The following is a 19,972-nucleotide window of genomic DNA, read 5'->3' as shown; positions in this document are numbered from 1 at the left end:
CCGCGCGGCAGCGGTTTAACCCCGCGTTTACGAATTTCCTACAACTTTGCCTGACGAATGGCACCACTGCGCGATTTAGCCATGGCTGCCAGCCGAACCGCCACGTTGGCCGCACCGTAACCGGCGTAGCCATTCTTGCGCTGGATGATTTCAAAGAAGAACCGTCCTTCAAACGGTTCGGTGTACACATGGAACAGCTCACCACCCTGGGCATCGCGATCGTAAAGCACGTTGTAATACGCCAGCTCGCTGAGGAACTCGTCGTCGAAATCGAAGCGCGCAGCCAGGTCATCGTAATAATTGAGGGGGATATCCAGCAGCGGTACGCCTGCCTCTTTCGCACGACTGATCTCGGCAAAGATATTGTCGCAATCAAACGCGATGTGATGCACGCCAGAGCCGCGATAACTCGACAGCGCGTGTGAAATCGCGGTGTTGCGGTTCTCGGAAATATTCAGCGGCAAGCGGATCGAGCTGCAGCGGCTGCGCAACGCCCGGCTCTTCACCAAGCCATACGGGTCGGGCAGCACCACTTCATCATCCGCTTCGAAATCCAGCAGGCTCTTGTAGAACAGCACCCAACTGTCGAGGCTGTCGGCCGGCAACGCCATGGCCATGTGGTCGATGCGCTTGAGACCGCCACTGGCCACGGCTGTTGGCTGCAGATTGAAATCGGTGCCATAAACGTCGGCGTCCTGGTCTACCAGGTAAATCAGACTCCCATCCGGCGCGCGTACGGCGGCCAGCTCCAGTTCGTTGGGGCCGACCAGTCCGCGGTACGGCTGACCTTTGTAAGCCACGGCCCGGGCCAGCGCGCTGGCGCTGTCCTTGACGCGCACAGCGGTGGCGCACAGCGAGGGTCCATGAGCTTCGAAAAAGCTGTGGGCAAACGAGTAAGGCTCGGAGTTGAGGATCAGGTTGATATCGCCCTGGCGCAACAGGCTCACACTCTTGGAGCGGTGTTGCCCGGCCTTGACGAAACCGAGTCGCTCCAGCCAATGGGATAGCTTGGCGCCAAGGCTTTCGTCCACGGCGAACTCGAGAAATTCGACGCCGTTGTATTCGCAGGCTGTGGGTGTCTCGAACAGGATATCGAGGTTGGCCGGGGGTTGGGCTTCCTGCGCCAGACGCTCGCGGGTTTTCTCCTCCAGGTACAGCAAGGAACGCAGACCGTCGGCGGCGTTGGCCCGAGGCGGAGCCGCACGAAAACCATCGTTGAAGATCTCCAGCGACAACGGCCCGGTGTAGCCACTCTTGATGATCGGAGCGAGGAAACCTGGCAAATCGAATTCACCCTGGCCCGGGAAACAACGGAAATGCCGGCTCCACTCCAGCACGTCCATGGCCAGGATCGGTGCGTCAGCCATTTGCACAAAGAAAATCTTGTCGCCGGGAATGTCGGCGATGGCGCTCGGATCGCCCCTGAGCGACAGTGTGTGAAAGCTGTCCAGCAACACGCCCAGACTCGGGTGGTCCGCCTGACGGACGATGTTCCACACCTGTTGCCAAGTGTTCACATGCCGGCCCCAGGCCAGCGCTTCGTAACCGATCCGCAGGCCACGGGCGCCGGCGTGTTCAGCCAGCAGGCGCAAGTCATCGACGAGAATCTGTTCATCACCGATGGCGTCGGCCGAGGCGTTGCTGCACACCAGCACCAGGTCGGTACCCAGTTCCTGCATCAGGTCGAACTTGCGCTCGGCCCGTTCCAGGTTCCGTGGCAGACGGTCGCGGCGGCAGCCTTCGAAGTCCCGGAAGGGTTGGAACAGGGTGATGGCGATCCCGAGATCGGCGCACATCTGTCTGATTTCCCGCGGGCTGCCGTCGTAGTAGAGAAGGTCGTTCTCGAAAATCTCCACTCCATCAAAACCGGCGGCGGCAATGGCTTCGAGTTTTTCCGGCAAGGTACCGCTCAAGGACACGGTGGCAATGGAACGCTGCATATTTCGACTCCCGGTGGTGGAGGCAATATTGTTAGAGGCATCACACGCTTGATGTAGGAGCTGCCGAAGGCTGCGATCTTTTGATCTTGATCTTGATCTTGATCTTGGCCCCTGACCTATCGCTGAAGATCAAAAGATCGCAGCCTCCGGCAGCTCCTACAGGGGATAGCGTTTTGTCTTGAGGTGAATTATTGGCCTGGTGGTCTCACACAGCAATTCAAAGCGTACTACCTAGTTAGTTTTCCGTGCGATTATCGAACACAATGGCTGTTAGCGAATTGACGATTTTTTGCCCAATGCGCAACATCGACATCACATTGAGTCCGGTCATGAACCCGGTCTCGGTAAACAAAAGACCCTGAACACCACATAAAAATTTCAAAAAACGGGTACACGCTCATGCACTCATTCAACGCCTTGCTCCCTCGCTCCAATCCTCACACGCCCTGCCTGGCGTCCATCCGAACGTCTCGCGCCTCAGGCCGAACCGTGCCGCTCGCTGAATAACGCGCTTTCGTCAGCTGACCAAAGCACCTCAGCCGATCAATCCCCGCGTCTATCGCCATCGATTGATCACGCGCCCTTGAAGTCCCGACGAGCTTCGCTTGTCAGTCATTGAACGGATGGCACAGATGATTCCTTCTCAGAGTTCACGCATGGCTCCGGCCATCGGCACCGCCGGCGGCATCGGCGACAAGATCCGCGGCGCCATGGCGGTCGGCAAAACCCGTTGGGGCATGCTGGCGCTGGTGTTTTTCGCCACCACCCTGAACTACATCGACCGCGCCGCACTGGGCGTGATGCAGCCGATCCTGGCCAAGGAAATGAGCTGGACGGCGATGGACTACGCCAATATCAACTTCTGGTTCCAGGTCGGTTACGCCATCGGTTTCGTGCTGCAAGGCCGGTTGATCGACCGGGTCGGCGTGAAACGCGTGTTCTTCTGCGCGGTACTGCTCTGGAGCCTGGCCACGGGCGCCCACGGCCTGGCCACATCGGCGGTCGGTTTCATGGTCTGCCGCTTCATCCTGGGCCTGACCGAAGCCGCCAACTACCCGGCCTGCGTGAAAACCACGCGGTTGTGGTTCCCGGCCGGTGAACGTGCCGTGGCCACCGGCATCTTCAATGCCGGCACCAACGTCGGTGCGATGTTCACGCCGATGCTGCTGCCGCTGATCCTCCACGTGTGGGGCTGGCAGGCAGCGTTCCTGTGCATGTCGGCACTGGGCGGGATCTGGTTGCTGTTCTGGGGCTTGAAATACTTCAACCCGGAGGATCACCCAAGCGTTAAACAATCGGAACTGGACTACATCCAGAATGAAGTCGAACCGGAACAGACCCGCGTGCCGTTCTCGACAATCCTGCGCATGCGTGGCACCTGGGCCTTCGCCCTCGCCTACTCGATGACCGCACCGGTGTTCTGGTTCTACCTCTACTGGCTGCCACCGTTCCTCAATCAGCAATACAACCTGGGGATCAACGTGACCCAGATGGGTATTCCGCTGATCATCATCTACCTGACGGCCGACTTCGGCAGCGTCGGCGGCGGGATCCTGTCCTCGTTCCTGATCGGCCGCGGAATGAACCCGATCAAGGCGCGACTGATGTCCATGTTCCTGTTCGCCTGCTGCATCATCGGCGTGATCATGGCGGCAGGCTCGAGCAATCTGTGGGTTGCCGTGGCCGCCATTTCCCTGGCCATCGGTGCGCACCAGGCCTGGACTGCGAACATCTGGAGCCTGGTGATGGACTACACGCCCAAGCACATGATGAGTACGGTGTTCGGTTTCGGCGGCATGTGCGCTGCCATCGGCGGGATGTTCATGACCCAGTTGGTCGGACACATCCTGACCATCACCAACAACAATTACACCGTGCTGTTCACCATGATTCCGGCGATGTACTTCATCGCGCTGATCTGGATGTACTTCATGGCACCGCGCAAGATTCCTACCGTTATCGACTGATACCCCCGACGCAATCCCCTGTGGGAGCGAGACCGGCTTGCCGGCGAAGGCGGACTGTCATTCAACATGGATGTTGACTGATACATCGCCATTCGCCGGCAAGCCGGTCTCGCTCCCACAGGTCGTTCACCGTTTTTACCGACGGCTTTGTTGCCAGGCCGCCGCCAACCCGCTGCAGCAAATCACCGCGATCCCGACCACTGTGGTCAGGGTCGGCGTGTGGGCAAACAGCAACCAGCCCAGCAGACCGGCAAAGACAATCTGACAATAGCCGAACGGCGCCAGCAGAGCGGGTGCAGCGTGACGAAAAGCCTGGGTCAAAAACAGGTGCGCCGTCATCCCGCAAGCCCCCAGCGCCACCATCATGAAACCATGCCCAAGGCTGGGCACTTGCCAGAAGAACGGCACCAGCGCGCTCATCACCAAGGTGTTGCACAGGCCGGCAAAGAAGTTGCTGGTGGTCGGGCTGTCGATATTACTGAGCTTGCGGGTGAGCAATTGATAGAAGCAGAAAAACAGTGCCGAGCAGAGCGGCAACAACACGGCTGGCGTGAACAGGTCGCCGCCGGGGTGGACAATGATCACTACACCGATAAATCCGCAAATCACCGCGATCCATTGGCCACGGGTGACGCGCTCGCCCAACAACGGCACCGACAGTGCGGTCACCAGGACCGGGGCAAGGAAGTTGACTGCCGTGGCTTCGGCCAACGGGATGTACTGCAAACCGGTGGTGAAAAACAAACTGGTGCCCAGCAGGCATAACGCCCTGAGCAACTGCAGCAACGGCCGCCTGGTCCGCAGGACACTCAGCCCGGATTGCGGCAGAAAAATCCCGGCCATCAACAAAGTGTGAACCAGGTATCGGGCCCAGACCACCATGATGATCGGGTAGAACCCTGAAAGAAATTTCGACAACGCGTCATGGCTGGAAAACAGAAAGGTCGCGACAACGATCAGCATGATCCCCTTGAAGGGCTGATTGACGCCGGAAAGCGGGGTGCTGAGGGTCATTGGGTTTCCTTACTTAAAGTCAAAAGCGACAGGTGCACAGTACCGCTTACAGCCGCGCCATCAATTCACGGGTTTTATCCAACGCCATCTGCGCCCGTTGCAACCCACTCACACCTTGCTCCATCAACTTCAGGGTAGGTATCTCAAGGCTCAACGGAACATTGACGGGTAGACACTGCAACAACCCCGCCAGATCACAATCGCCCTCCCCCGGGAAGCGCCGCTCATTACGTGCCTGGCGCAGAATTTCCGTCATGTCCGTCGGCCGCGGCCCCGCGACGTCGCACAACTGGGCATACCGTAACCGTGACGGGGCAACCCTGGCCAGGTCTTCCAGCCGCGACTGCGAACGGTCGAAATGGAACGCGTCCACCAACACCCCGCCGTTTGCTCGATCGGCATTTTCGACGATACGCACCGCTTGTTCGAGATTGCGTGCATCGGTCCAGGGCATGAATTCCAGGTGTGGATGAAGGCCGTAAGGTGCCGCCAGATCACAGAGTCTTGCGAAGTTTTCGGTGAGCCGCTGCTCGTCAGAATCGTTACCCGCCACCAGTAATTCAGTCGCACCGAACTCGGCGCCTACGGCCAGAATCTTCTCGAAACCAGCGACGACCGTGTCCGGCTTGAGCCGCAGGATTTCCACATCCAGCACACGAACGCCGGTATCGCGCAAACGCTCCAACGTCCTGCGCCGCAAATCATCATCGACGACCAGCGCAAAGTGATGTTCTTCAGGTGTCGCCGGTACCAGCCGTAGCCCGACATGACTGTAGCCTGCTCGCGCCGCGACCTCGACCATTTCTGGCGGTGACAACTCCAGTACCGTCAGACTCGCCAGGGAAAGAATCCGTTCACTCATGTTCAATCCTCGATCAATGAAGGGGCGCAGGCGCGACCGGTTTCGGCGGCTTCGCGAATCGCGTCAATCAGTGCCAGCGTACGGGCAGCATCGGCGACGCTCACCAATGGCTCGACCTCCCGACGAACAACGCGCACGAAATGTTGCAACTGCAAACGCAACGCCTCATCGGCACTGAAACCTTCCCGCTCCAGCAACAACGGTTGATGCCACCCTCCGTCAATATCAGCGTAGTGCCAGCGCTTGAGTTGCGGAATGCTCAATGCCCCGCCCGTCCCGGCCAACAAATAACAGGGCTGATCGGCCTGACGCGGATATACCGGGTTCTCCCCGGAATCCAGCTCCCAACTCCAGGGGGCCGCCACCGCATCGGAACCGGTCAGGCTCCCCAGTGCGCCACTGTCGAATTGCAGCAGTACCGCCGCGCAATCTTCGTTGGCAAAGCCGCGCACCGCATTGCTGGTGATTGCCTGCACTTGCCGCACTTCGCCGCACAGGTGCCGGAGCAAATCGAGATCGTGAATCAGGTTGGTCAGCAACATTCCCGCACCGGGTTCGCGGCGCCAGGCCGTCTCGAAATAACTGTCGGGTTTGCGCAACTGCCAGAGCGCCGTGACCGTGGTCAATCGACCCAAGGCGCCACTCTGGATCAGTTCGTGAGCACGGACGATCAGTGGATTGTGGCGGCGATGATGCCCCACCAACACCGGCACGCCCGTGGCTTTCGAAGCGTTCACCAGCTGGCGAACTTCGTCCATGTGTACGCCCACCGGTTTTTCCAGCAGCACCGGCACGCCAGCCGCGAGGCAATCCAGTGCGGTGCTGACGTGCAGGGTGTTCGGGTTGGCAACAATCACTGCGTCCGGCTGCACCTGCTCCAGCATCTGACGGTGTTCGGCGAAATATGCCACGCCCCATTGCGCCGCAAGAGCCGCCGCCTGTGACCCGGGGTCGGCCACTGCACACAAGGTTGCTTCGGTCAGGGCTTTCAAATGCAGGTAATGCTGTTGGCCCATGTTGCCAGCGCCGATCAGGGCAATACGAAGGGGCGAGTTCAAGGGAGGGTCCTCTTGTGCTTATTGTTGGAAGGAATGACTTTCAACAATTTAGAACCAGGTTCCAGATTCTTACACAGATAAACCATAAAAGTGTGCGAACAACGCACATTTTGGGACGTTCGAAGATCTAGTGTGGGAGCGGCGGTGCGACGATTCGACTTGCTCGCGAAGGCGATCTGACAGTCAAGGAATATGTTGACTGCCACTGCGCATTCACGAGCAAGTCGAATCGTCGCACCGCCGCTCCCACAAGGATTAACTGAACAACTCCGAAGCCTGACTCGCCGCGGACAACTCCTCGGTGTACTTCAACAACAACGGCGCCAACTCATGCAACCTCGCCCCCGGCATCCGCGCGCTCGGGCCGGCGATACTGAGTACTCCGATCACCCGGCCATCACCCTGGTGCCGTACCACCGCCGCAATCGCCGAAGTCCCCACCGCCGAACTCTCCTCGACCCAGGCGTAACCCTGTTCCCGCGCCAGACGCAGCCGTTCCAGCAACTCGATGTTGGAGCGCGGGGCATTCGGCCCCAGGTCTTTCGGGCGGTCACTGCCCTGGCGCTCCACCAGCGACAAGGCTTCGGCATCGCTCATGCTCGCCAGCCACGCATGCCCCGAAGCGGTATAAAACAGCGGCGCGTCACGGCCCATATCCGGGTCGTAACGCAGACCGGAGCGGGCCCCCTGGGATTTGGCGATCCACGTCTGTCGCTCGCCTTCGATCACCCCGAGACGCACCAGCTCACCGGTTTCCCGAGCCAGGCGATCGAGCACCGGCTGCACGATATCGGCGCCGCTGCTCGACAGGTAACGGAACCCCATGGCCACCAGCTTGGTGGACAGGTGATAGCGCAAATTTTCCGGATTCTGCCGTACGTAGCCCAGCCGAATCAGTTCGGCGAGCAGGCGATGGGTCGCGCTTTTGGGAATATCCAGTTGCTCTGCCAGCGTTTGCATCGGCAGACCGCGAGGGTCGCTGGTGAGGCTTTCCAGCACACTGAAAACACGTTCGATCTGACTGCCGGCCATGAGAGGCTCCCCGCAAAATGTGTCCGATTCTAAAAGACAAACTGCCTAATACGAAATCTGGAACCCGCTGTCCGATAACCGCCCGCTTTGCACCGGTCGATGGTTGCCGAGTCAGATCATGCTCATATATTTTCTGGAATCAAATTCTAAAAACATGAGTTTCAAATATGCCTGCCGAACCACACAACGCTCCGGATATTGACTGCGACGTGCTGATCATTGGCTCCGGTGCCGCCGGACTGTCTACTGCAGTCACTGCTGCGTGGCATGGCCTGAAAGTCATTGTGGTCGAGAAGGATTCGGTGTTTGGCGGCGCCACGGCCTGGTCCGGTGGTTGGGCATGGATACCGTGCAACCCCCTGGCCCGTCGCGCGGGTATCGTCGAAGACGTCGAGCAACCGCGCACCTATCTGAAACATGAACTGGGCGAGCGTTACGAGCCAGCGATGATCAATGCGTTCCTCGAGGCCGGCCCGCGAATGGTCGCGTTCTTCGAACAGCACACCTCGTTGCAATTCGCCGACGGCAACGCGATTGCCGACATTCATGGCGACACCCCGGGAGCAGGCACCGGCGGGCGCTCGGTGATCGCGGCGCCTTATGACGGACGAAAAGTCGGCAAGCTGCTCAAGCGTCTGCGCAAAACCATGCGCGAAACTTCGTTCATGGGCATGCCGATCATGGCGGGCGCGGACCTTGGCGCATTTCTCAACCTCACACGCTCGCTGTCGGCAGCCGGGCATGTGACCCGGCGCTTTACCCGTCACCTGCTCGACCTCGCCTTGCATGGCCGGGCGATGCAACTGGTCAACGGCGTGGCGCTGGTGGCTCGGCTGGCAAAGTCCGCCGAAGACCTTGGCGTATTGCTCTGGGAATCGGCGCCCGTGACCGAGTTGTTGCAACAGGGCGATCAGGTCCGGGGCGCGGTGATCAGTACCACCAAGGGCAAGATCCGCATCCATGCGCGCAAGGCAGTGGTGCTCGCCGCCGGTGGTTTCGCCAATGACATCGAGCGGCGCAAGGCATTGTTCCCTCGCACACCCACAGGTCATGAACACTTGGCACTGCCGCCCTTAAGCGTCAGTGGCGATGGTCTGCGCCTGGGCGAAAGCGCCGGCGCCCGGGTCAACACCAACATGGCATCGCCCGTAGCCTGGGCACCGGTTTCGCAAGTACCGCACAAAGACGGCAGCATCGGCCACTTCCCGCACATCATCGAGCGCGGTAAACCGGGAATCATCGGGGTATTGAGCAATGGCCAGCGCTTCGTCAACGAAGCCAACGGCTACTACGACTACGTGACGGCCATGGTCGCCGCCGCACCGCAGGGCGAGGAAGTCGCCTCCTGGTTGATCTGCAGCCATGGTTTTCAGCGGCGCTATGGCCTCGGAATTTCCCGGCCTTTTCCGGTGCCTCTGTCGCCCTTTATCCGCAGCGGCTATCTGAAAACCGGCAAGACCCTGGAGGAATTGGCGCGGGCCTGCGGCATCGACCCGAACGGCCTGCGCAGCACCGTGGCGGAATACAACCGCCACGCGCGCAACGGTGAGGATCCCTCGTTCGGTCGCGGTTCGACACCCTACAACCGCAAGCAGGGGGATGCGCTGCAGCACCCCAACCCTTGCATCGCACCGATCGAACAAGGCCCGTTCTATGCCGTGAAGGTCCAGCCCGGCTGCTTCGGCACCTTTGCCGGCCTGAAGGTCAACGAACACGCCCAGGTCCTCGGCGAATCCGGTCAGGTCATCGCCGGGCTATACGCAGCGGGTGGCGACATGGCCAGCATCATGGGTGGGCACTACCCCGCCGGCGGCATTAATCTCGGCCCGGCATTGACGTTCGGCTACATCGCCGCACGACATATCGCAGGCATTACAGCTGACGAACAGGAGATCGACCATGCAGCACATCGTTAACGCCCAGGGTTTGAACATGCCAAAACTCGGCCTGGGTACCTGGCCGATGCTTGGCGAGGAATGCACCAGCGCCGTGGAACAGGCCCTTGCCTTGGGTTATCGGCATATCGACACCGCTGCGGCCTACAACAATGAAGACGCTGTCGGTCAAGCGCTGGTGAACAGTCCTACGCCTCGCGATCAGATCCACGTCACCACCAAAGTCTGGTGGGACCAGCTGCATCCCGACGCCATGCGCCATTCCATGGACCGAAGTCTCAAGGCCTTGCGCAGCGATTATGTCGACCTGTTCATGATCCACTGGCCGACCACCGACTGGGACCTGCCACGTACGATCGAGACCCTGGTGTCGTTCAAGGAGCAAAGGCTGGCGCGTAACATCGGCGTGGCGAATTTTCCGCTGCCGCTGCTGCGCAAAGTTGTCGAAGAACTCGGCGCACCGCTGTCAGCCATCCAGGTCGAATACCACGTACTGCTCGGACAAAACGCTCTGCTGGACTACGCCCGCCAACATGACCTGGCGCTGACGGCCTACAGCCCACTGGCACGCAACAAGGTGTCGGAGATTGCGCAGATCCAGCAGATCGCCGCCAAGCACGGGGTTCTGCCGGCTCAGGTGGCGCTCAAATGGCTGCTTGATCAATCGAACGTGGCCGCTATTCCAAAAGCCAGCAGCGAGGCCAATCAATTGGCCAACCTGGCAGCGCTCGAAGTCAATCTGGATGATCAGGATCGAGCGTTGATCGCCGGCCTGTCCAAGCGCGAACGCCAGGTCAACCCGGACTTTGCGCCAGCGTGGGACGCCTTCGACCAGTAAACGTGAAATGGCCACTTTCGGCCCGCGACACCGTCGCGACGACTATGGTCTTACCAATCCTTACACATTTCACCCACATATCTTTGGCAGTGCGGTTATTCATGGATTCGGCGATACACGCCCCATCATCCATGAGAGACCGCAACCATGTTATGGAACAAGGCAAGACGCAGCGACAACGTGAACGACACTCGGGAGGGCAAGGATGCCCGCACACTCACAGGGAAAACGCTGGGCGCCGGACTGGCCGCCGTCGCACTGGCTGGCGTAGGGCTTTATTCGACACTGGGTACGACACCGGACGAGGCTCCCCTCGCCTCCTCGAACACGCTGAACCCACCCGGCGTCGCCGTTTCGATTGAGACCGAAGATCCGCAACTGAGGTTTGTTCAGTCAGTACTGGGCGATACCGAAGACACCTGGAAACAACTTTTTGCGCAAACCGGGCGCCACTATCCGGAACCCACGCTGACGCTGTTCGACAATGGCGTGGTCTCGGGATGCGGCTACGCCAGTTCCGCCAGTGGCCCGTTCTACTGCCCAAGCAATCAGCAGGTGTACCTCGATCTGGCGTTCTTCGCCAAACTGGAGCAGCAGTTTTCAGTGGTCGGCGACTTCGCGCGGGCCTACATCATTGCTCACGAAGTCAGCCATCACGTGCAACTCGAGCTGGGACTTTCCGAACCCTTCGAGAAAGCCTTGCTGGACCAGCAGCCCGTCACCGGCGATGGCGGCCTGGAGGTGCGTGCGGAGTTGCAGGCCGATTGCCTGGCCGGCGTCTGGGCGCACCATGCGCAACAACGCCTGGACTGGCTGGAGCCTGGGGATATCGAGGCCGCCTTGCAGGCCGCGGCAGCATTCGGTGACGACAGCCTGCAACGCTCCCGAAACGACAAAGTCCGGCCAGAGACGTTCAGTCACGGCACTTCGCAGCAGCGCGCGAACTGGTTCAGATCCGGTTTCGCCACAGGCCGGACCGACGCTTGCGACACCTTCGCCGCTGCGGACCTCTGATCCCCGCCCGTCCACCGAACCACTAATGTCACCGCGTATGTAGAACCGGCGCCGCTCAAGGCTGTCTGACGACCGGACTGGCGCCGCTCTCACTCACCAGCAACACTCACCAGCACGGTCCTTCACCCAGCAAGAAAAGAGGATTCCCCACATGCTATGGAAAAAAGGCCGACGCAGCGACAACGTGGTCGATGCCCGGGGCGATGATGTCGGCGGCGGTGGCGGGATGCGTTTCGGTGGCGGCAAGGGCCTGAGCCTGACGGCGATCGTTCTGATCGTCGGGATCGGCTGGCTCACTGGCCAGGACCCCTTGCAGATACTCGGGCAACTCACCGGGCAGATGAGCGAGCAATCGGCGCCGGCTCCGACGCAAACCCGCAAGGCGCCACCGGCCAATGATGAAGGGGCCGAATTCGTGCGCTCGATCCTGGGCGATACCGAAGACACCTGGCGGCAGATTTTCCAGCAGGCCGACCGTCAATACAAGGACCCGACCCTGGTGCTGTTCAGCAACCGCGTCAACTCGGCATGCGGCCTGGCGACGTCGGCCACCGGTCCGTTCTATTGCCCGGCGGACCAGAAAGTCTACCTGGACATGAGTTTCTTCCAGGAGATGTCCCAACGCTTTTCCGCTGCGGGCGATTTCGCACAGGCCTACGTGATCGCTCACGAAATCGGGCACCACGTGCAGACCTTGCTCGGTGTATCGGCGAAAATTCAGACCGCTCGCCAACAAGGCCGGCAAATGGAAGGCGACGGTGGCTTGCTGGTGCGCCAGGAACTCCAGGCCGATTGCCTGGCCGGGGTCTGGGCCCATAATGCCCAGCAACGCCTGAACTGGCTGGAACCGGGTGACATCGAAGAAGCCTTGAACGCCGCCAACGCCATTGGCGACGACCGTCTGCAACAGCAAGGCCAGGGTCGCGTGGTGCCAGACTCGTTTACCCATGGTACGTCGGCGCAAAGGGTGCGCTGGTTCAAAACCGGATTCGCACAGGGCCAGGTCGGCCAGTGCGATACCTTTGCGGCGAAAAACCTGTGATGAAAAAGTGGCTGCTGGCTCTGCTGTTCACCTGCGCAAGCACCCAGGCTGCCGAGCATGGGGTCAAGGAACTCAGCCCCGGTCGCCTGCTGTTGACCTCGGGTGAGATCGCGGTGGGCATCGGCCCGGCACCGACGAAAATCGAACGGGTGCTGATCATCATCCATGGTCGCCTGCGCAATGCCGAAGCCTATCGCCAGAGTGCAGAACACGCGGCTGAACTGGCAGGACAAAGCGCGACCACCCTGGTGATTGCTCCGCAATTTCTCAATGAGTCCGACATCGCGCTTCACCCAGTGGCTGACAGCGTATTGCGCTGGCAAGGCAATGACTGGATGGCTGGCGGCTTGTCCACTGCGCCGTTTACCCTGAGTTCTTACGCTGCACTCGACGAAGTCGTCGCCCGAATCGGCGATCGTCGACAGTTTCCCGATGTGAAGCAGGTCATCATCGCCGGTCACTCCGGTGGCGCCCAGGTGGTTCAGCGCTATGCGTTGCTGGGTCACGATCAGCCCGAGCTCAAGGCGGCCGGCGTGCAGGTGCGTTACGTCGTCGCCAATCCATCTTCTTATGCGTACTTCGATGAACGTCGGCCCGTGGCATTCAGTCACGCCGGTTGCCCGGATTTCAATCGCTGGAAGTACGGGCTGGCGGATCTACCCGCCTATGCCGAAGGACAAACACCCGCGCAGTTGGAGGAAAATTACGCCAGGCGTGACATTGTTTATCTACTGGGGCAGCAGGACACCGACCCGAATCATCCGGCGCTGGATAAACGTTGTGAGGCAAAAGCCCAGGGGGCGAATCGATTGGCGCGCGGGCGCAATTATTTTGATTATCTGAAGCGACTGTATCCTCAAGGGATGAATCAGCAACTGATCGAAGTGCCCGGGGTCGGGCATGATGGGGATGGGATGTTCAATTCGCCTGAGGGGCAGAAAGCGTTGTTTGGTCAGTGAATTTTTGTGGTGCCTGGCAGGGCCCCTTCGCGAGCAAGCTCGCTCCCACATTCGACCAAGGTTCCACATGAAGAATGCGGTTAAATGTGGGAGCGGGCTTGCCCGCGATGGCGGTGGATCAGGTAACCATTTCCTCAAGCCGAAAGCATCTGCCGCAACACCCCACAATCGGCCGCATGCCAGTCAGTCAACTCCGGCCAGGGATTATCCGGCAGATTCACCAGCACCGTCCGCGCCCCGGCCGCGCGACCGCAATCCAGATCGAAGCGGTAATCCCCGACCATCACCATCTCGCTCGCCGGTACGTTCCAGGCCTCGGCCAGTTTCAGCAAACCACCCGGATGAGGTTTGGGCGGCGCTTCATCCCGGCCCAGCACATCCTCCACCGCGAAGCAGTCGGCCAGGCCGATCGCCTCCAGCGTGACGTGCGCCAGCTCGCGAGCATTGCGCGTGAGAATGCCCAGGCGATAACCCCGTCCGGCCAGTTCACGCACCAGCGCCACCGCACCTGGCGCCGCTGTCGAACCCAGCGCCAGGTCGCGTTCGTGTTCCAGCAACCAGGCGTGCTTGGCCGCCGCTTCATCGGCCGGCAGCGCGGCGAGGTGGGTCAGGATGTCGTCTTCGGCAGGGATCGCCAACGCCACGCGGATTGCCGCAAAGTCATGCACAGCCACCGTCAGGGTGCCGTCCATGTCGAACACCCAGTGCCGCACCTCGGCCAGGCTCATGCCCAATCCTTGCGGTGACGAATCAGGCCTTCCTGGGTGACCGAAGCCACCAGTTGCCCGGCGCGATTGAACACGCTCCCGCGGGAAAATCCACGTGAATTGCCGGCCCATGGGCTATCCATCGCGTACAGCAACCAGTCATCGGCGCGCAGATCGGCATGGAACCACAGGGCGTGATCGAGGCTGGCAACCTGCATGTCCTTGTGCCAGACCGACTTGCCATGGGGCTGCATCGAGGTGGTCAACAGGCCGAAGTCCGAGGCGTAGGCCAGCAGGTATTTATGCAACGCCGGGGAATCGGCCAAGGCACCGTCGGCGCGAAACCAGACGTACTTGATCGGGTCGGACGGATGCGGGTTGTAGGGATCTTCCTCGGTCACCGGTCGGAATTCGATCGGTTTCGGGCACAGCAATTTTTCGCGCATGTGTTCAGGGATCAGGTGCGCGCGCTGCTGGGTGAGTTCCAGTTCTGACGGCAGGTTTTCCGGACCGACCACTGTCGGCATCACGCTCTGGTGCTGGAAACCTTCTTCGTCGTACTGAAACGACGCGCTGCAAGTGAAGATCGGGTTGCCCTTCTGGATCGCCGTCACCCGCCGTGTACTGAAGCTGCCGCCGTCCCGCACCCGGTCGACCTGATAGACCACCGGCAGCCCGGCATCGCCCGGACGCAGGAAATAACCGTGCATCGAATGCACATGGCGCGCTTCTTCGACGGTCTGGCTGGCTGCGGACAGGGACTGGCCGAGCACCTGGCCACCGAACAGCTGACGAAAACCCAAATCCTGGCTACGACCACGGAACAGGTTTTCTTCGATCGGCTCCAGGGTCAGCAAGTCGACCAGATCATCCAACACTTGGCTCATTCAGACGCTCCTCACATAACGCAATGCCGCGCAGTCTTGGCTGCGGCGGTCGATTCAATTTCCGGCCAGGGCCCATGAGAGTCATTGTAAACGTCCGTGCCAGCTTATCCATGCAAGGTTTGCAGCCATTGTTCCCGAGTGATGCGGTACAGCACATGGTGACGCAGGGAATGATCGATCGCGAGCCTGGGGTGTTCGAAATCATCTGCTGAATCATGGTGCATGCCGATCGCCTGCATGACTTTCTGCGAAGGCATGTTGGTGGCGGTGGTGAAAGACACGACCTCATTCAGCGCCAACCGGTCAAAGCCACAGCGCAGAGCGGTCCACGCCGCTTCACTGGCGTAGCCCAGGCCCCAATGCTCGCGGGCCAGGCGCCAGCCGATTTCGGTGGCCGGGCTGAACGGCGCGTCGAAGCCGACCACACCCAATCCGGTAAACCCGATAAAGGCGCCGGTGTCCTTGCGCTCCAGCGCCCAGAGACCGAAGCCATGCTCGGCAAAGTGGCCACGAACCCGTCCGATCAGCGCAGCACTTTCCAGTCGACTCAAGGGCGCCGGAAAATAGCGCATCACCTGCGGATCGGCGCACATCGCCGCAAACGCCGGCAAATCCTCGTCACGCCACTGCCGCAACAGCAGTCGCGCGCTCTCGAGTTCCCGTATCGGTTCCATCGTATCCCCCTTTCCCATGCCGCAAGTCTAGATCGCTGGTAGGATCCTTCATTCATTCCTACATGCCTTCCCAGATAAATCAGTCATGCCCCTGCCGTTGATCTACCACGAAGACTACAGTCCCGAGTTCCCGGCGGATCACCGCTTCCCCATGGACAAGTTTCGCCTGCTGCGCGATCACCTGGTGGACAGCGGACTGACCCGAGACACCGACCTGCTGCGCCCGGACCTCTGCCCGCCAGAGATTCTCGCCCTCGCTCATGACCCTGCGTATATCGAACGCTACATGGGCGGCGAGTTGTCCCGCGAAGACCAGCGGCGTCTCGGCCTGCCCTGGAGCGAAGCCCTGGCCCGGCGCACGGTGCGGGCGGTTGGCGGTTCCCTGCTGGCGGCCGAGCAGGCGCTGGAACATGGTTTGGCCTGTCATCTGGCGGGCGGCACCCACCATGCGCACTACGACCATCCCGCCGGGTTCTGCATCTTCAATGACCTGGCGGTGATCAGCCATTTCCTGCTGGAAAGTGGCCGTGTGAATCGGGTGCTGATCTTCGACTGCGATGTGCATCAGGGTGACGGTACTGCACGAATCCTGCACAACACCCCGGAGGCCATAACCGTTTCCCTTCACTGCGAAAAGAATTTTCCTGCACGCAAGGCCGAAAGCGACTGGGATATTCCCCTGCCGATGGGCATGGGCGATGCCGATTACCTGAAGGTCGTGGACGATGCGCTCAACTATTTGCTGCCGCTCTACCAGCCTGACCTGGTGCTGTATGACGCTGGCGTCGATGTGCATAAGGATGACGCACTCGGCTACCTGAAACTGACGGACGAAGGCGTCGCCGCTCGCGATGAAAGCGTGATGCGGCATTGCCTGGGCCGGGATATTCCGGTGGTGGGGGTGATTGGTGGCGGCTACAGCAAGGACCGCAAGGCCCTGGCGCGTCGTCATGGGATCCTCCATCACAGCGCCCAAAGGGTCTGGCAGTCATCAGGTTGTCATTGAGGTGTGGGTCTTTACCCACAATGGCTGTGGAGCCGCCTGTGGATAACCTGAGTGAAAGAGGCTGCAGGCCATGCGGGGTATAGGCTTCAGAGCGGTGGTTGTTTTTTGATCAGTACTTGAGCACACCGACGATCCTGTGGGAGCGAGCTTGCTCCGGGCGGCGTTCCGACGATAGCGGACTGTCAGTCAACAAAGATGCTGAATGTGCCTGCCTCATCGCGAGCAAGCTCGCTCCCACAGGGATCTGTGCTGATAGAATGCCTGGCTTCATTCCGCCGAACCGCAGCGCATTCCATGACTCAGCCCTCGACTCCCCTCCTCCCTCACGTCGCCATCATCGGCGGCGGCCCCGCCGGCCTGATGGCGGCTGAAGTGCTGAGCCAGGCCGGGATCAAGGTCGACCTGTACGACGGTATGCCCTCGGTAGGGCGAAAATTCCTGCTGGCCGGAGTCGGGGGCATGAACATCACCCACTCCGAAGCCTACCCGGCATTCCTTTCACGCTATGCCGAACGGGCGCCGCAGATTGCACCGCTGTTGCGCTCATTCGGCGCCGACGCACTGTGCCAGTGGATTCATGACCTGGGCATCGACACCTTTGTCGGCAGCTCCGGCCGGGTGTTTCCAACCGACATGAAAGCCGCGCCCCTGTTACGCGCCTGGCTCAAACGCCTGCGAGACGCCGGAGTCGTTATCCACACCCGCCACCGCTGGCTCGGCTGGAATGGCGATGGCAGCCTGAAAGTGTCTTGCCCTGACGGCGATAAAACCCTTCAACCCGACGCAACCTTGTTGGCCCTCGGCGGTGGCAGCTGGTCGCGCCTCGGTTCGGACGGTGCCTGGATGCTACCGCTGGAGCAGCGCGGCGTGGAACTGGCGCCGTTGCAACCGAGCAATTGCGGTTTCGAAGTGCAGGCCTGGAGCGAGTTGATGGTCAGTAAATTCGCCGGTGCCCCGTTGAAAAATATCGCGATTGGTCTTAATGACGACGTCCCAAGGCTCGGGGAATGTGTGATTACTGCGACGGGTATTGAAGGCAGTTTGATCTACGCCCTGTCTGCACCGATCCGCGAAGCCATCAACCTGCAGGGCTCGGCGACTATTCATCTCGACCTGCTGCCGGGCAGGCCTGTGGATAAAGTCCAGGCGGCGCTGAACAAGCCACGGGGTTCGCGCTCCGTGGCCAAGCACCTGCACAGTCAGATTGGGCTAGATGGTGTGAAAGCGGCGTTGCTGCGAGAAGTGACGGCGGCCGAGTGCTTCGCTGATCCAGCGTTGCTAGCCAAATCAATCAAGGCATTGCCACTGACCTTGGTGAAAACCCGCCCACTGGACGAGGCCATCAGCAGCGCCGGTGGGGTGATGTTCGAATCGATGGATGAACGTTTGATGCTCAAGCAACTGCCCGGCGTGTTCTGTGCCGGAGAGATGCTGGATTGGGAAGCGCCGACAGGTGGCTATCTGCTGACCGCGTGTTTCGCCAGCGGGCGGGCGGCCGGGTTGGGGATGGTGGAGTGGTTGAAGCGTACAGCCTGAAGACCGAGGCGCACCCATCGCGAGCAAGCTCGCTCCCACAGGTGACCGAGTTCTTCCCGAGAGAATTCGGTCATTGTGGGAGCGAGACCGGCTTGCCGGCGAAGGCGGCTTAACTGATGCCGCATTAACTCAAGGCTTACGCTTGCGCGGCCCAGTGTTGAACACCGGCACTTTTCGCACAGGCTTGATCGAAGGTTCCGGCGCCGACGCGTCACCGCTCTCGACCCATTTACCCAGGTTGCGCTTGCCGCCGCCCGAGGTCTTCGGCTTTTTCGGTTTTTTCGGCTTCTTGACCACCTGACCGCTGGCATCGGTATCCGGTACCCGGTGCTCGGGTTCGAAATCCTGTTCCATCTGGCGAGTCAGCGTCTGACGGGTCAAGGTCTCGATGGCCGACAGCAGGTTCACTTCATCGGCGCACACCAGGGAAATGGCCTCCCCGGTTGCACCCGCGCGGCCAGTACGGCCGATCCGGTGGATATAGTCTTCGGCCACGATCGGCAGGTCGAAATTGACCACCAACGGCAAATCTTCGATATCCAGACCACGGGCCGCAACGTCGGTGGCCACAAGAATCTGCACTTCACTGGCCTTGAAACGGTCCAGTGCGCGCTGGCGGGTTGCTTGAGGTTTGTCGCCATGGATGCCATCGGCATTGATGCCCAGGCCCTGCAGTTTTTCCACCAATGCATCCACGCCGTTACGGGTCTTGGCGAACACCAGCACCTGCTTCCACTTGCCCTTGCGCATCAAGTGCACGAACAGCTCCGGCTTGCGCTTCTTGTCCACTGTGACCACCCACTGTTTAACAGTGTTGGCAGCAACGTTGCGCGGGCTGACTTCGATGCTCAGCGGATCGTTGAGCATTTGCCCGGCCAGCAGGCGGATCGCATCGGAGAAGGTCGCGGAGAACAACAGCGTCTGACGTTTCTTCGGCAGCACCCGGTAAATGTTCCCCAGCTCTTCGGAGAAACCCAGGTCGAGCATGCGATCGGCTTCGTCCAGCACCAGGGTTTGCAGCTGGTTGAACTTGAGGGCGTTCTGGCGGAACAGGTCAAGCAAGCGCCCCGGAGTCGCCACCAACAGGTCGACGCCTTTGCGCAGCTTCATCATTTGCGGGTTGATGCTGACGCCGCCGTACACCGCATAGGTGCTCAACGGCAGGTTATCGGCGTACTGGCGCACGGCCTCGTGAACCTGTTCAGCCAGTTCGCGAGTGGGCACCAGGATCAGGGCACGCACCGAATTGGCGGTGACTTTCGGACCTTCCATGGCCAGCAATTGCAGGAGCGGCAACGCGAAACCGGCGGTCTTGCCAGTGCCGGTCTGGGCGGCAGCCATCAGGTCGCGACCGTCCAGCACTGCCGGAATGGCTTGCGCCTGAACCGGCGTCGGGGTCTGGTAGCCGAGCGTCTCGAGAGAGCGCAGCAAGGGATCGATCAGGCCAAGGGAGGCGAAAGTCATGGGATTACCGTAGGAAAATTCAGCGCGGGTTTTTCAAAACAAGTGTGCAAAACAAGATGCAATGGCGCGCAGTTTAC

General features: G+C 60.5%; 17 protein-coding genes. 8 read left to right on the top strand and 9 right to left on the bottom strand.

Annotated features, from left to right (window positions below; all coding sequences use genetic code 11):
• Positions 1-38: 38 nt before the first annotated feature.
• Positions 39-1,940, bottom strand: a complete 1,902-nt coding sequence (quiC, locus tag ACA067_RS03255; RefSeq protein WP_497460590.1) for a 3-dehydroshikimate dehydratase QuiC — start codon at positions 1,938-1,940, stop codon at positions 39-41.
• 632 nt (positions 1,941-2,572) lie between these two features.
• Here quiC and ACA067_RS03250 point away from each other — a divergent pair.
• Complete coding sequence (locus tag ACA067_RS03250) at positions 2,573-3,907, top strand: MFS transporter (RefSeq protein ID WP_497460589.1); 1,335 nt, start codon at positions 2,573-2,575, stop codon at positions 3,905-3,907.
• Between the two features lie 135 nt (positions 3,908-4,042).
• Here the strand turns inward: ACA067_RS03250 and ACA067_RS03245 are convergent, their stop codons facing one another.
• The 4 genes from ACA067_RS03245 to ACA067_RS03230 form a co-directional block, all read right to left on the bottom strand.
• Positions 4,043-4,921 (bottom strand): DMT family transporter, encoded by an 879-nt coding sequence (locus tag ACA067_RS03245; protein ID WP_497460588.1) that lies wholly within the window; start codon positions 4,919-4,921, stop codon positions 4,043-4,045.
• A 46-nt stretch (positions 4,922-4,967) separates the two neighbouring features.
• Complete coding sequence (locus ACA067_RS03240) at positions 4,968-5,783, bottom strand: sugar phosphate isomerase/epimerase family protein (protein WP_497460587.1); 816 nt, start codon at positions 5,781-5,783, stop codon at positions 4,968-4,970.
• A gap of 2 nt (positions 5,784-5,785) precedes the next feature.
• Positions 5,786-6,841, bottom strand: coding sequence for a Gfo/Idh/MocA family protein (locus tag ACA067_RS03235; protein WP_497460586.1), 1,056 nt, complete (start codon positions 6,839-6,841; stop codon positions 5,786-5,788).
• Positions 6,842-7,096: 255 nt separating this feature from the next.
• Positions 7,097-7,873: an IclR family transcriptional regulator gene (locus ACA067_RS03230; RefSeq protein WP_497460585.1), complete on the bottom strand. Its 777-nt coding sequence runs from the start codon at positions 7,871-7,873 to the stop codon at positions 7,097-7,099.
• A 167-nt stretch (positions 7,874-8,040) separates the two neighbouring features.
• On the opposite strand from ACA067_RS03230, the gene ACA067_RS03225 reads away from it, so the two are divergent.
• The 5 genes from ACA067_RS03225 to ACA067_RS03205 all read left to right on the top strand — a co-directional run bounded on the left by ACA067_RS03225 (position 8,041) and on the right by ACA067_RS03205 (position 13,621).
• On the top strand, positions 8,041-9,789 hold the full coding sequence (locus ACA067_RS03225; protein WP_497460584.1) for an FAD-dependent oxidoreductase: 1,749 nt from the start codon (positions 8,041-8,043) through the stop codon (positions 9,787-9,789).
• The gene (locus tag ACA067_RS03220) at positions 9,773-10,606 is read left to right on the top strand and encodes an aldo/keto reductase (protein ID WP_497460583.1); all 834 of its coding nucleotides are present in this window, start codon (positions 9,773-9,775) and stop codon (positions 10,604-10,606) included. Before ACA067_RS03225 ends, ACA067_RS03220 begins: the two co-directional genes overlap by 17 nt.
• A 147-nt stretch (positions 10,607-10,753) precedes the next feature.
• Positions 10,754-11,620, top strand: a complete 867-nt coding sequence (gene ypfJ, locus ACA067_RS03215) for a KPN_02809 family neutral zinc metallopeptidase (RefSeq protein WP_497460582.1) — start codon at positions 10,754-10,756, stop codon at positions 11,618-11,620.
• A 151-nt stretch (positions 11,621-11,771) separates the two neighbouring features.
• Positions 11,772-12,662, top strand: a complete 891-nt coding sequence (gene ypfJ / locus ACA067_RS03210) for a KPN_02809 family neutral zinc metallopeptidase (protein ID WP_497460581.1) — start codon at positions 11,772-11,774, stop codon at positions 12,660-12,662.
• On the top strand, positions 12,662-13,621 hold the full coding sequence (locus ACA067_RS03205) for an alpha/beta hydrolase (protein ID WP_497460580.1): 960 nt from the start codon (positions 12,662-12,664) through the stop codon (positions 13,619-13,621). The genes ypfJ (ACA067_RS03210) and ACA067_RS03205 overlap by 1 nt, the downstream gene beginning before the upstream one ends.
• Positions 13,622-13,755: 134 nt before the next feature.
• On the opposite strand, the gene ACA067_RS03200 is transcribed toward ACA067_RS03205, so the two are convergent.
• From ACA067_RS03200 to ACA067_RS03190, 3 genes are all read right to left on the bottom strand, one after another.
• Complete coding sequence (locus tag ACA067_RS03200; protein ID WP_497460579.1) at positions 13,756-14,349, bottom strand: HAD family hydrolase; 594 nt, start codon at positions 14,347-14,349, stop codon at positions 13,756-13,758.
• Complete coding sequence (gene tesB, locus ACA067_RS03195; protein ID WP_497460578.1) at positions 14,346-15,215, bottom strand: acyl-CoA thioesterase II; 870 nt, start codon at positions 15,213-15,215, stop codon at positions 14,346-14,348. Before tesB ends, ACA067_RS03200 begins: the two co-directional genes overlap by 4 nt.
• 104 nt (positions 15,216-15,319) lie before the next feature.
• Complete coding sequence (locus tag ACA067_RS03190) at positions 15,320-15,889, bottom strand: GNAT family N-acetyltransferase (protein WP_497460577.1); 570 nt, start codon at positions 15,887-15,889, stop codon at positions 15,320-15,322.
• Positions 15,890-15,974: 85 nt separating this feature from the next.
• Here ACA067_RS03190 and ACA067_RS03185 point away from each other — a divergent pair, with 85 nt between their 5' ends.
• Both ACA067_RS03185 and ACA067_RS03180 read left to right on the top strand, forming a co-directional pair.
• Entirely contained in the window at positions 15,975-16,895 is a 921-nt protein-coding gene (locus tag ACA067_RS03185; protein ID WP_155000552.1) for a histone deacetylase family protein, read from the top strand.
• A gap of 294 nt (positions 16,896-17,189) precedes the next feature.
• Complete coding sequence (locus ACA067_RS03180; RefSeq protein ID WP_497460576.1) at positions 17,190-18,431, top strand: TIGR03862 family flavoprotein; 1,242 nt, start codon at positions 17,190-17,192, stop codon at positions 18,429-18,431.
• Between the two features lie 129 nt (positions 18,432-18,560).
• Here ACA067_RS03180 and rhlE1 read toward each other — a convergent pair whose 3' ends face one another.
• Positions 18,561-19,895 (bottom strand): RNA helicase RhlE1, encoded by a 1,335-nt coding sequence (gene rhlE1 / locus ACA067_RS03175; protein ID WP_497460575.1) that lies wholly within the window; start codon positions 19,893-19,895, stop codon positions 18,561-18,563.
• Positions 19,896-19,972 lie beyond the last annotated feature (77 nt).

The organism is Pseudomonas sp. LBUM1674 (assembly GCF_059695635.1).
This window is presented reverse-complemented; position numbering and strand designations above follow the sequence as displayed.